The 12,377-nt window shown below is 67.7% G+C and carries 8 protein-coding genes and 2 pseudogenes; 8 read left to right on the forward strand and 2 right to left on the reverse strand.

The features are described from left to right. Positions 1–381: 381 nt before the first annotated feature. Together EFK10_RS53755 and EFK10_RS02755 are read left to right on the forward strand one after the other, a co-directional pair. Positions 382–578, forward strand: a pseudogene (locus EFK10_RS53755) (hypothetical protein); the annotation flags it as partial. 197 nt (positions 579–775) lie between these two features. Further along, the gene (locus EFK10_RS02755) at positions 776–1,696 is read left to right on the forward strand and encodes a PglD-related sugar-binding protein (RefSeq protein WP_240676945.1); all 921 of its coding nucleotides are present in this window, start codon (positions 776–778) and stop codon (positions 1,694–1,696) included. Here EFK10_RS02755 and EFK10_RS49410 read toward each other — a convergent pair. Together EFK10_RS49410 and EFK10_RS49415 are read right to left on the reverse strand one after the other, a co-directional pair. Then, a complete protein-coding gene (locus tag EFK10_RS49410) occupies positions 1,674–2,255 on the reverse strand; it encodes a hypothetical protein (RefSeq protein ID WP_240676946.1) in 582 nt (193 codons plus the stop codon). The two genes, EFK10_RS02755 and EFK10_RS49410, sit on opposite strands and share 23 nt — an antisense overlap. Then, complete coding sequence (locus EFK10_RS49415) at positions 2,252–2,665, reverse strand: hypothetical protein (protein WP_240676947.1); 414 nt, start codon at positions 2,663–2,665, stop codon at positions 2,252–2,254. Before EFK10_RS49415 ends, EFK10_RS49410 begins: the two co-directional genes overlap by 4 nt. 100 nt (positions 2,666–2,765) lie before the next feature. Here EFK10_RS49415 and EFK10_RS02765 point away from each other — a divergent pair, with 100 nt between their 5' ends. The 6 genes and pseudogenes from EFK10_RS02765 to EFK10_RS53045 form a co-directional block, all read left to right on the forward strand. Then, on the forward strand, positions 2,766–6,227 hold the full coding sequence (locus EFK10_RS02765) for an ATP-binding protein (RefSeq protein ID WP_240676948.1): 3,462 nt from the start codon (positions 2,766–2,768) through the stop codon (positions 6,225–6,227). Beyond that, the gene (locus EFK10_RS49420; RefSeq protein ID WP_240676949.1) at positions 6,161–7,291 is read left to right on the forward strand and encodes a hypothetical protein; all 1,131 of its coding nucleotides are present in this window, start codon (positions 6,161–6,163) and stop codon (positions 7,289–7,291) included. Before EFK10_RS02765 ends, EFK10_RS49420 begins: the two co-directional genes overlap by 67 nt. Before the next feature lie 55 nt (positions 7,292–7,346). Next, complete coding sequence (locus EFK10_RS02770) at positions 7,347–8,753, forward strand: lipase family alpha/beta hydrolase (RefSeq protein WP_127354179.1); 1,407 nt, start codon at positions 7,347–7,349, stop codon at positions 8,751–8,753. Positions 8,754–9,034: 281 nt separating this feature from the next. Next, positions 9,035–10,801, forward strand: coding sequence for a pentapeptide repeat-containing protein (locus tag EFK10_RS02775; RefSeq protein WP_240676950.1), 1,767 nt, complete (start codon positions 9,035–9,037; stop codon positions 10,799–10,801). 44 nt (positions 10,802–10,845) lie between these two features. After that, a complete protein-coding gene (locus tag EFK10_RS02780; protein ID WP_127354181.1) occupies positions 10,846–11,031 on the forward strand; it encodes a hypothetical protein in 186 nt (61 codons plus the stop codon). 620 nt (positions 11,032–11,651) lie between these two features. Continuing rightward, positions 11,652–11,855: pseudogene (locus tag EFK10_RS53045) on the forward strand (transposase family protein); the annotation flags it as partial. Between the last annotated feature and the right edge of the window lie 522 nt (positions 11,856–12,377).

Below are 12,377 nucleotides of genomic sequence, written 5' to 3' on the forward strand. Positions count from 1 at the left end.
AAGCCGTCCGCTGCCTGCCCCTACCCCTCCGCGATCACGCCCCGCACACGAAGAAGCCCCTGCTCATCGAACAGGGACTCCCTTTGCCACAACGCACTCAAAATTTCCTGGGGATGGCGACAGCAGTCAGCGTTTTGACCTTGCCATTCGGGGATTGAATGAGACGGGGCGTCGGTGCCTCGATCTGGTCTGCCCTGGTCCTTGACTGACTGACCTGGGGACCCATCGATAACTTGAGATTCCGTGCATCAGTTGAGACCCCCTATGGTGCTTCCTCGGGGTGCAGACCGGGCGTCATCCGACCGCACTACTGGGCGTGGGCTGGTGCGAGTCCCAGCGCACGGGAGTCTCATCGTGGTGCCAGGCGCCCGGGATTTCATCTGCGTCTACGTGGCCGTCATGAGCTTGGACCCCACCGGCCAGGGCCGCAAACGCTGGACCAATGCGATGGAAACCCGCACTCCAGGCCCTTCGACATCGCCTTCGACAGCCGGGCCCGCAGGCTGCCCACAACCAGCCCGGACCCCAAAACGGCCCACCGGAGAAACCGACGAGCCATCACGAAAGATCGAGGCTAGGCCCCTTCGGGAGAGGCCTGTTGTCTGCGCGTCCCTGGCAGGGCGGTCGTACTGGTTGGCGGTTTCGGGGGAGCCGCTTACAAGGGCTCCGCGCCCCCGCCGCGTCCGAGCCCGCGGCGGGAAACAGCGCCGTCCCCCTTGGACCTCTCGCGTAACTGCCGTACGCGAAGGACACTTGCATTGGCCAAGGACTCGCTGTGATCGGGGGAATCGTGCCGGATGGACTCAAACGCCGTCAGCAAGTGCGGCACGGTGCGCTCATCAGGCGTCGACGCCCCGCTCCGCGGCCACAGGCTCCTCTCGACCTATTGGTGGTCGGCGCCGGTGGTATGGGACGCGCCATCGCCTCGTTGTGCGCCCAAGACATTGACGAGGCGGGGCGTCCGCGGTGGAACGTGCTGGGCTTCATCGACGAGGACACGGCCCTTCACGGCTCGTTCTTCGAGGGGCTGCCCGTCCTCGGCGGCCTGCGGACCGTCGCCCGGTATCCCACGGCGCAGCTGGTCGTCTCGATCTGTCACGTTGACCATCACGGAGCGCGCCGCAGAATCGTGGAGGCGCTGGGGCTGCCTGCCCATCGCTACGCGACGGTCGTCCACCGCAGTGCGGTGATCGACCCAAGTTGCAGGATCGGGCACGGCGTGGTCGTGATGCCCATGGTGTGCGCGCTGCCGGGGGGCACGATCGGCAACCATGTGATTGTGAGGCCCCAGACGATGATGTCGGCCGACGTCTCGCTGCGGGACTATGCCACCGTCGCTGCTCAGGTGTTCCTCGGACGCGGTGTGGTGGTGGAGGAGAATGCCTACGTCGGAGCCGGCGCCAAGGTCCGGGAGCGCGCCCGGGTAGCCATGGGCCGTCGTCGGCATGGCATCCCTCGTCCTCGACGGCGTTCCCGGACATCAGACGTGGGCAGGCAGTCCGCCGAGGTACCTGGGGCCGGCACCCGTGGAGCGCCGGCGCGCGTATTCCGGGGAGCCCGAGGAGGCGGTCACCCGCGAGTAGGCGGCACCTGTCCTTCCTGGATCTGGCAGCGCCGGCAGCGGCGTGACGGCCGGCCTCAGCAAGGGCGGGCCGATCAGGTGCGGGACCCGCTCACAGGTTCCTGGCCCCGGTGACCTCCTGCTCGGCCTTCTCGACCTTGAAGCGTGCGGCAGGATCGCCCCCGTCGTGCCGTACGGCACCGCGTACCAGGGTGAGATAGAAGAGGGCCGGTGCACAGGGAGTCCAGTTCTCCTTCGGCCAGTCGGCGATGAAGCCGAGCACGGAGGCCGGGTCGGCGGATACGAACTCGAAGCGGTCGTGTTCCCATTTGTCGGCGACGCCTCGTGTCCAGCGAAGCCGCAGGGTCTTCTCGTCGAGGTCGGGCAGTACCGCACGGAAGAAGCCCGCCCACTGGTGGTTGTCCAGATCCAGACCGAAGCTGAGAAGCTCGAGGTCGAGGGTGTCGGTGGCATGGACGGCGAGCTCTTCGTACAGGGCCCGCCGGGCCACGGCGTGCAGGCTGATCGGGCTGCCGTCTTCGGGGAGGTCGTGATTGCGGGCCAGACCTTCGTTGGCGGACAAGTTCCACCGTGAACTGTTCGGCCCGGCCACGTGGGCGCTGCGCCGCGAAAACAGCATCTTGCCGTCCCTGCCAGTCTCCACCGCCACGTTGACGCCGAAGCTGCAGTTCATCCATGCAGGCGCGTGGGCCGGGTCCTGACTCTCCAGGTACTGCTCGCGCAGGGTATGGCCGTTCTCCTGCCGGCGCTCCAGATTGAGTGACGTGGTGAGGAAGTCGTAGTAGTCGGCGTCTGCAGGGAGACGGTGACCACAGGTTCCTCGGCCAGGTGAGTGCGGGCCACGACCACCCGCTCGACGGCGAAGCGGTCGTTGTTCCAGCGATGCGGTAGCCCTCGGGCCGCCTTGCGCTGTTCCTCTGCCTCGATGGTGTGCCGCCACTCACCGATCTCCGCCGGGAACTCTACCCGCTGCGGCCGGTACCTGACGTGGACGTTCTCCTCCAGGATGGGACGGGTCCCGTCGCCCTCGAAGATATGGCAGCCGGTCTCCCGGCCGACCACGGTGAACCTGTCCCGATCCATCCTCAACTCCCCCCCGAGTAAGCTCTGTTGTGAACAGAACAGAGCTGTGACCGCAGACACCACCATGATACGGAGCGATGTGGGCACCAACCTGTCGCTTGTGAGGTCCGCACGGCAATCTTCGTCCCTGGTGGGCACCGTGGTGGTGTCCGACTACGCGCATCCCGACCGGAGCAGGCGACAGGAACTGAGGCGGCCGCACCTGGCGGGCGTCCGCGACGAGTTCACCGAGATCGCCCGCGAACGACTGGGGTTCGGGGACTGCAGGACCATCGACGAAGGAGGAACCAGCCGTCGGCAGCTCTGGGATGGCCTCGAGAACTTCCTCGCCCACGACGCCGAGCGAAAGATCCTCTACTGGACGGGACACGGTTTCCACCGAGGGCGTGAGGGATACTTCCTGGCCTGTGCCGACTCCTGGGAGTCCGGCCGGTTCGCACCCGAGTCTGCTCTTGCCCTGACGGATCTCATGGACCGTCTCCTGCGCCCCGACTGTGAGACCGACACTCTCCTGATCGTGGATGCCTGCTTTTCCCACAGCCACCTCACCGCCGCGCTGCGCCACGCACTGGACCTGGAGCGGACCAGCGTGGACAGGGCACGACAGAACCGACGGGCCGGCTTCGCCGTCATCGGCACCTCGGGGTTCGACACGCAGGTTTCCGAAGGCCGCTGGGTGAAGTGGCTGAAGGAAGCTCTGGCCAAGCCGGACTTCGTGGCACCGGACCATGCCCGCCCCTTCGATCCCTCGGCACTCTACCTGCCCCTGCCGTACCTGCGGGACGCCGTGGATGCCGAGGCAGCGGCCTCCGGTTTCGACGAGCCCGCGCAGCGCCCGGATTGCAAGGAGGTCCGCTCGCTCCCCAACAGTTTTCTGCTCAACCCTCACTTCCGGGACGGTGAGCGGCGGATCTATACACCCGCGACGCTGGTGGGACGCAAGCCCTGGGCCGAGGCCGAGCAGTTCGGGCTTGAGAAGGACAGCCATCTCAGTCGTCACTTCGCGGGCAGGCAGCGTGCCCTGGCCCGGATTGTGCGGTGGATGGACACCCACCCGATGGGGCTGCTCGTGGTGACAGGCCTGGCGGGGGCGGGGAAGACCGCTCTGCTCGGCCGTCTCGCCCTGACCTCGGTACCGGAGTGGCGGGAGACTCTTGGGCCGGAGACTGACCCTTCGACACTGCCGCGAACGGGCACGGTGCATGCCGCCCTGAGTTGCAAGGGCCACTCGGTCCACTCGCTGGTCACGGCACTGTGGCATGTCCTGTCGTACTTCGAGGAGATGGAGGCGCTGCCCGAAGGGCCGATCACTCCGGAGCGGTGCTGCAGGGCTGTCGATGCCCTGGTCTCCAAAGCCGGCTCCGTGAACCTGCTCTTCGATGCCCTCGACGAAGCGCTCCCGGACCAGGCGCATGACATCGCCCGGCACCTGCTCAACCCCCTGTCCGGCCTTTCGGGCGTCCGCCTCGTCGTCGGCACACGGGCACAGCCCCGCAGGCGTACCACCGCGCCCGCAGAGGAGGAGTCACTGCTCGACACGCTGGACCAGAGCGTCGGTCCCGTGGTCCTCGGAGACGACGAGGAGACACGAAGAAGCATCACGGACATGGCCCTGTCGGTGCTCAACACGGAAGGCTCCCCGTACCAGGGGCCGGAGAGGGACGACGCCCGTGACGGGACCGCCCAGCGCATCGCGGCGAGCAGCCACGGCTCGTTCCTGGTGGCCCGTCTGGCCGCGGCGGAACTCGCCCGCCGGCCCCGGCCCGTCACCGAGGAAGAGCTGTCGTCCTGGATCAGGTCCGGCAGTATGGACCTGCACACACGCCTCGCCGAGGAGGTGGACCACCTCACGGCACAGCGGGGGGCGGAGCGCGCGCACGAAGTCCTGCGCGCACTGGCCGTGCTCCAGGGGCCCGGCTTGCCGCCGGGAAGAACCTGGCTGTCGATGGCCAACGCATTGCGGAACCAGGGCACCTGCGAGATCACTCTCGGGGATCTGCGGCAGGTGTGCCAGAGCGCCAGCGGTGGCATCGTCGCCTCGCAGAACGCTCCGCGCGGCAACAAGGCAGGTTACTCGACCTGTCAACTCGCCCATCCCAGCTACGGCGAGTTCTTCCTCACCGGCGCCGGACTCGACACACAAGGCGCCCACCGGAAGGTCGTGAAGGCACTTCGCACCCAGACCGGGAACGACTGGAGCGACGCAGACGACTACACCTCCGACTATCTGGGAGCTCATGCCGCACAGGCCGGGCCGCAGGAACTGCGAAAGCTCTTCCAGGATGTGACGTTCCTACTGCGGACCAACCCGGACGTCATGCTGCCGCTCGCAGCCTCCCTCGCCCGGGACTGCGACGAGGCAGCCCTGTACGGGCGGGTCGCGGGCGCCTTCGCCAAGTCGTCCTTCCCGCTGCCCTCGGAAGCCTTGCTCTCCCGTAAGGCCCTGATGAGGGCCACCGCCTTCGTCAGCCACCGGGACGGGGCCTACCAGGCGCTGGTGAGGACCGACGGTTTCCTGCCGTGGCAGGAGTACTGGACCGACAGGAGCCCGGACCCCCTGGAATGGCGCCGTGCCGCTCCCCTGGGCGGGGCCAGAGCGCTGAGTTGGCGCGCCGGTACGGGGGCGGCGGAACTCGTGCTCGGCGACACGCTGACCGCCGGCGGACGCGGCGAGGTCCTGGTCCTACACCCGGAGTCGGGCACCCGGCTGTTGACACGTCGTACCCGCGGATCGTCGGATGAGCGAGCAAGCGCCCTCACCGAGGTCAGGGAGGTGGGGGCGGGGCCGCAATGGACCACCGTCGCCCGTGACGACAGGGCCGTCTATTTCTGGAACTCCGGATCCCGTCTGCCCGACCACGTCTATCGCTGGGGCGGCGTCGTCAGAGCCCTGGCCGCGGCCGAGCGGGCATCGGAAACCGTCGTTCTCGCGGCGGACGGACGGCGGATGTGGATGTGGTCCTGGAAGGGCGGCATGCCCCGGCACGGCACCCACCTGACGGACATCCGCGGGATGGACGTCCAGCGGCTCGCTACACTGCGAATGGAGTCCCGCCTGTTCGTGCTGGCCGCAGGAGGCCGCGCCGAGCTGTTCGAGGTCGACCGGGGCATCAAAGGGGCCGACGGCCTCCTCGAGGCGCGGACGGACCTCGGCGAACTCGACGCGCCCGCTCTGGCTGCCACGGCGATCTCCGAGACAGGGCGCGGGTCACCGGTCGGGGAGATACAAAGCGAAGTGCAACAAGGCTGGATCGCGGTCGCCGACGGACACCATGTGCGCGTCTGGCGCTGCGAGACGGTCCGGCGGCGCCCCTTCTGCCACCCACGGTACGGCTTGTCCAGCAACTCAAGTCCCCCGCCCGGGGACTGGCTTTCGGCCGTCATGGCGACGACCTGCTCATCGCCGGCTACGAAGAGGTCACCGTCCGCGTTTGGGCCGTCGAAGGATCGCAACGGGAAACGGCGTTCCAGCTGGCGGCGCCCCGGGACGGAGCCATGGCCTTCGAACCCGGTGGCCAGGGACTGCTCGCTGTGGCCGACGGCCCCGACATCCGCATGCTAGACGTGGCTTCCGCGCTGAAGGCGAAACACGGAACCCGACGGCGGCCCAGCAACCAGAGACCGGCGGTCGCCCTGGCCGAAGCGCCCCATGGGCCGCCACTCCTGTGCCGCACCTGGGGCGACCACATCCTGGTCTCCCGCCCGGGCCCGGGCGCTCCGGCCACGACTGCGGTCACCGTCCTCACCCACCAAAAGCTGGTGACCGCGGTGGGAGCGGTGCAGGCGGCAGGCGGGTGGGTGGTGGTTGCCGCGGCGGAGCGCACCGTACGGATGTGGCGGCTGTCCGAGGACCTGTCCGTCGAGGCCCAGCACGATCTCGGGCTCGGGGGAGACGCCGGGGAACGCATCCCGTCCCTCGGCCTCGTCGTCGACCCGTCCTCGGACAGGCTGCGGATCACCGTCGCGGACAGAGGGCGGATCGTCCACGCGGACATGCCGGTTGACGCCTCCAGCGGCTGGCGTGCGGGGAGACCCACGTGGGCCGGGCAGCACTGCTGCGGAATCGACGCCAAGGTCATGCGGGACGGGACGTACTGGCTGGCCGCCGACCTCAGCGACGGGCTGCTTCTGTGGAAACATGGCGAGAAGCGCCCCAAGGAGGAACACCCCATCACGTCCATGCGCCCGGCCCATCTGACACTGGGGGAACGGTACGACCCGGAGGACGAGGAATCCTTTCCCGTGCTGGCCTGGGTGGACGGTGGCGTCTACGTGAAGGACTGCTCGGCCGGATTCGTCCTGGCTCCGAAGCGGCTTCCGGGAGAAGTCCGGAAGGTGACGTCGTTGGCGTTCGCCGGTCCTCCGGAGCGGCCCGTGCTGCTGGTGTGCGACGAACGGACGGCACCACGCGCGTGGGACGTGGCAACCAGAAGGTGGTTGCACGAATGGGGCGTCCCTTGGCGTGGATATGCCGTGCACGCCGTGGACGCCGCCCAGGACCCGGAGGGCCTGGTGGTGGCGCTCCAGGGAAACGACCGATGCGATCTGATCCGGTTGCCTCAGGCCGTCTTCGCGTCCGAGGACCGGTCCCCACATCAGTGTGAAACGGGCGCACAGACCGTGTGACGGGGCAGGACCAACGCATGACGACGCGTACGCGCGTGTGACGCAGGAGGGCGCGATGAAGCACGACCTCGTGGTTTTCGTACCGGGATTCCTCGGCAGTCGGCTGCGCAGGGACGGCAGGGACATCTGGGACGAGTACGGCAACGCCCTGCTCGGTTCCGGACCTTCCGCACCGGCTCTGGCCGAGCTGGCCCTTCCCCCGGGCCTCGGCGACGAGTTGCCCGACGAGCGTTTCCGGCTGGTGGCGGACGAGTTGCTCACGGTGCCGGACTCGATGCCCGGGCTCCTTTCCTGCATGGGATATCCCGACATCCGCGCGTCACTCGGTGATCCGGTCGAGGGCCAGTACGTACCCTTTCCGTACGACTGGCGCCTATCCCACCGCCTTGTCGCCGACCAGCTGAACGCACGGGTGCAGCGGGAACTGGCCCGGTGGTGCGAGCAGGTGGACAGGCACTATCCGGGCCGTCCGGACGACCCGAAGGTCATCCTCGTCTGTCACTCCACGGGAGGGCTGGTCGGCCGCCACTACCTCGAGTGCTCGGGCGGCCGGGAGACCGCCAGAGCACTGGTCACGCTGGGTACGCCCCAGCAGGGCCTGGCTCAGGCCGTCCGGCTTCTGACCGGTCACGCGGTGGGAGACGACGAGGACCTGGGCGCGGACGCTCGCATGCTGAACGAGGTGCTGCGCGACTTCGCCCTCACCCTGCCGTCGGTGGCCCAGTTGCTGCCGGTCTACGACGCGGTCCGCGTCAAGGGGAAGAGCCGTCTTCGCACCGTCGCCGACAGCCGGTATCCCGTTCCCGACCTGCCCACCGCTGTGGTCGAAGAGGCGGTGTCCTTCCACAGGAGGTTCCAGGCGGCGCGCGAGGCGCATCGGCACACTGACACAGACGGTCGCCTTCCGTACCAGGTGTACTGCGTAGGAAGCACGGCTTTTCCGACGGTACGGACCATCGGGCTCTCCTCCGACGGATCGCGCCTGGTCATGAAGAGCGACGACAACTTTCTCGCGCCCGGCGACGGAACCGTACCGCGCGAGTCCGCTGTCGCGGAGTGGGCTGTCCAGGATGAGAGCGCCATGCTCTGGACCGACCACCGGAACGGGGACATGGCGAGTGCCGCTGCGGTTGGCGAGACCCTTGCAGCCGTCCGGAAGGGGGATCCGGCCGGTGGCATGCTCGCCGGTGACGAACAAATTACCCTCTACGTCCCCGACGTGGCCCCCGCGAGCAAGCCGTTCGAGGCTTCGGTCGTGGGAGCCAGCCTCCGCGAACGGAACGTGCGGGCCTTCATGTGGCGCGTCGGGCGGCCGGTCAGACAGCCGGTTGTCTTCACCGCGACAACGCCGGACCTGTTCCGGGCGGAGCTGGAAGTCGGACCCGGGAGATGGGTGGTGGAGGCCGTGGCCGAAGGGCCGAACCGGGCTGATCGAAAGGTCGTCACACTTTTTGCCCCATGAGCCGCCGGGACGGGACCGATACGTGATCAGCGACATGCGTCCGCCGAAGGAGTACGGCCATCACCTCACCATCGGACACCACGGCATCCGAAGCCCCCGACTGGCCGCAATGCGAGTATCACGATGCCACGGGCCGTTGCTACGGCCGCAGAACCGAAGCGTACCCAGCGTGCCTGGCACACCTCAGTGCCTCCGAGCGTGCAGAACACCAGGCCGGTCTGGCACCCGGCGCCGACCTGGACCACCGAGGCACACGCTTCACGCAGAGCCTCCTGGACGAGTTGCTTACCGTCCTCCGGGACCCGGAGACCGGACGGCACCGCGTGGGGCGTGCCGAGTTCGACGAGGCGCACTTCGCTGGCGACGTGCAGTTCGACCAGGTCGACTTCACCGGCGTGGGTTCTTTCGGGAAGGCGTGCTTTGACAGCAGCGTCTGCTTCCGCGGGACGAGATTCGACTCGGACGTCCGGTTCGGGGAGATGAAGGTCGCAGGGGACGCCTGGTTCGACGGTGTGGAGATGCACGCCGGAGTCTGGTTCCGGCAAGCCTCGATCGGTGCCACCTTGCGGTTCCATGTCGGGGAGGTTGGCGGCCGCGCCGTCTTCGACGGGCTGATCACCGGCAAAAACGCCGAGTTCACCGGAGTTACGTTCAAGGAAGTGGCCGGGTTCGTCGGGATAATCGTCTCAGGTGCGGCCTGGTTCGACGGGGCGACCTTCGAGCAGGACGCCCGGTTCGACGATGCGAACATCGCGCACACGGCCTGGTTCGACGGGGCGCAATTTCATCAGGAAGCCTGCTTCGGCGGGGCGACGATGGGTCAGGACGTCTCCTTCGGTGACGCGTTTTTCGATAAAGGCGCGGCATTCACCGGGGTGACGATCGGAGGTGACGCGGAATTCCATAGAGCCGACATACGAGGTGACGTCACCTTCTGGAAGGCAACCTTCCTACGCACGGCACGACTGGGCCCCCTGGTCTTTGCGGGACTGCTGGACCTGTCCGAGGCCGACTTCCAGTCCGCAGTGACGGTCGAGGCGGCGGCGAAAGCTGTGCGCTGCCGGCAGACGCGATGGGGATCGACCGCTGCGCTTCGCCTCCGCCATGCCACAGTGGACCTCGGCGACGCCGTCCTGGAATTCCCGGTGAGTGTCGCAGGCCGTTCCCGTCCGTTCGTCACGGACGACGGCACGGAGACGGACGAACGCGGTCTCACTGATCCACGGGTGCGCGTCACATCCCTCAAGGGCACCGATGCCGCACACCTGGTGCTCGCCGACGTGGACCTGACCGACTGCCTGTTCGTGGAGACCGTGCACCTCGACCAGTTGAAGCTCGAGGGGCGGTGCCCCCTCCTGCTGGCCCCGTCGGGAATACACCTCCGTGGGTGGCGGCCGGTGCGCTGGACACGCCGCCGGACCCTGGCCGAGGAACACTACTGGCGCGCCGCCCAGCATGGCGCGCACGGATGGACGCCCGCTCCGGAGGGTACGGACGTACGCCAGCCCGCGGTGCTGGCGCCGGTCTACCGCCAGTTGCGCAAGGCCCTCGAGGACGGAAAAAACGAGCCGGGAGCGGCCGACTTCTACTACGGCGAGATGGAGATGCGGCGCCACGACCCCGAATCGTCCTGGGGAGAACGGGCACTCCTCCTCCTGTACTGGGCGGCCTCCGGGTACGGCCTGCGGGCGACACGCGCCCTCGGCTGGCTGCTGCTGGCCATGACCGCCACCGTGCTGGCGATGATGTTGTGGGGCGTGCCGCAGGACGATCCCAGACCGAGGAGCACCGGGCGGGTCACCGGTACCAGCATTATCCTGACCACAGAGAAGGCGGATCCCGCCAACCCGCAAGGGCCGTACAATCGGCGCCTGTCAGCGGAACGGTTCGATAAAGCCTTGAGGGTAGTTATCAACTCCGTGGTCTTCCGGTCTTCCGAGCAGGACCTGACCACCGCCGGAACCTACATCGAGATGACCTCCCGCATCCTCGAACCCGCCCTACTCGGACTCGCCGCTCTCGCCGTCCGCAGCCGGGTGAAGCGGTAGCGGTCGCGGCCGGGGGAGCGAATTCAACGCCGACGGGAGTCGCTATGACGACGATCTTTCCGCTCCTCGCTCGGGTGCCGCTACTAGCCCTTCTGGTCGTCGTTTCCGTCTACCTGCTGCTGATCGGTGTCTTCGCCGTCACTGCGGTGTACTCGGGAAAGCCTGCGCGGCGTCGGGCGGCGGCTGACATGGTCCGGGCTTTGTGGATCGCCGGTCGCCGGGAGGAGTGACGGCGTCTGATACCTGAGCACGTACCTCCTCGCGGCGTAGAAGACCAAGCCCTCAGGATGCGTGCCGCGGGACCAGCCGATGAGGCACAGATGCGTCGGATGACTCAACTACTCTTCCTGCTGGTGTAGCCGATGTTGATGGATTCCATCAGCTCGAGGGTGATGGTCTCTTCGCCTGCGTGGATGGCTGTTTGTACGGCTTGGCAGACGAGGTGGGACAGGTAGAGCAGGCGGCCTCCGGTGCGTTGGTGGAGGTATGTGGCGTGGCGGGTGAGGTCGCCTTCGGCGAGGCGGTGCAGGCGTAGCTGTTTTTCGAAGCCTTTGACCAGGCGGGCGGGGCCAGGTCAGGTCCGCGCCGTCCTTGTAGGGGATGGGGTCCAGGCGGAGGATGGGGAGGGTGTTGCGCTGCGGGTTTTTGCGGGTCTACGAACTTGAGCGGTGCACTCGGCTGTGGAGGCTGACCAGTCGTCACGAAGCGTGAGGATCATATTGGTGGTCGTCGGCCCTGGATGCAGAGCGCCCGTGGTCATGCGTGATCATTTCTGTTCTCTACGCAGAACGATCATGCAGGAGCCACGGGCTTGGTCAACGATACGACGTTGCTGCTCGACCTTGACGGGGTGTCCGTCGAACGTGTCGAGCGGCTCCAGGACGGCAGCCGCCGGGTTCATCTGGTCACGGCGGATGAGTCTGCGCGGGCGTGCCCGACCTGCGGGGTGTTCGCGTCCCGGGTGAAGGGCTCGGCGGTGACCCGGCCGCGTGATCTCCCTTACGGAGAAAGCGGCTTGGTGTTCTGGTGGCACAAGCGCCGCTGGTACTGCCGTGAGCCGCAGTGTCCCCGGCGGTCGTTCACCGAGCAGATCGCCCAGATACCGGCCGGCGCGCGGCTGACCAGCCGGTTGTGGTGCGAAGCGGAAGTACAGCCACACGCAGTGGGAGATCACCTCGACCGGGTACCGGTGCCCCTTGTACGACGGCGACGTACTCTCCACGGACGACTCCCCCTCCACCACGATCAACCCGAAGATCATCCCACCCCATCAGCCAACGTGACAGCGCCCTCCGCCCGCGTGCCCGACCTGCCCCTTCCCATCGGCCGACATGGCCAGCCCCTGTAAACGACGATGTCGAAGGCGCAGCCATCCCCTGTCAAGGGCGATGGCACCGCTTGCCTAGTTGCCATGAACAACGCGGCTGTCCACCTGGCGGCCGGCGGCGGCACGCCGTTGGCCGCCAGGTGGACAGCCGGCCGGGACGCGCTACCCGGCGTCGGTCTCAAGAGTGGTGAGCGAGACCGAGCGCAGGTCCCGCTTCCGCGCCCACCGGACGGCCCATCCGATACCAAC

The sequence above is a fragment of the Streptomyces soli genome (assembly GCF_003999195.1).
GTDB classification, from domain to species: Bacteria; Actinomycetota; Actinomycetes; order Streptomycetales; family Streptomycetaceae; genus Actinacidiphila; species Actinacidiphila soli.

Coding starts and splice junctions, on each gene's coding strand:
- EFK10_RS02780 (WP_127354181.1), top strand. CDS start 10,846: ATGACGACGATCTTTCCGCTCCTCGCTCGGGTGCCGCTACTAGCCCTT.
- EFK10_RS49415 (WP_240676947.1), bottom strand. CDS start 2,665: ATGGATCGGGACAGGTTCACCGTGGTCGGCCGGGAGACCGGCTGCCAT.
- EFK10_RS49410 (WP_240676946.1), bottom strand. CDS start 2,255: ATGAACTGCAGCTTCGGCGTCAACGTGGCGGTGGAGACTGGCAGGGAC.
- EFK10_RS02770 (WP_127354179.1), top strand. CDS start 7,347: ATGAAGCACGACCTCGTGGTTTTCGTACCGGGATTCCTCGGCAGTCGG.
- EFK10_RS49420 (WP_240676949.1), top strand. CDS start 6,161: ATGGCCTTCGAACCCGGTGGCCAGGGACTGCTCGCTGTGGCCGACGGC.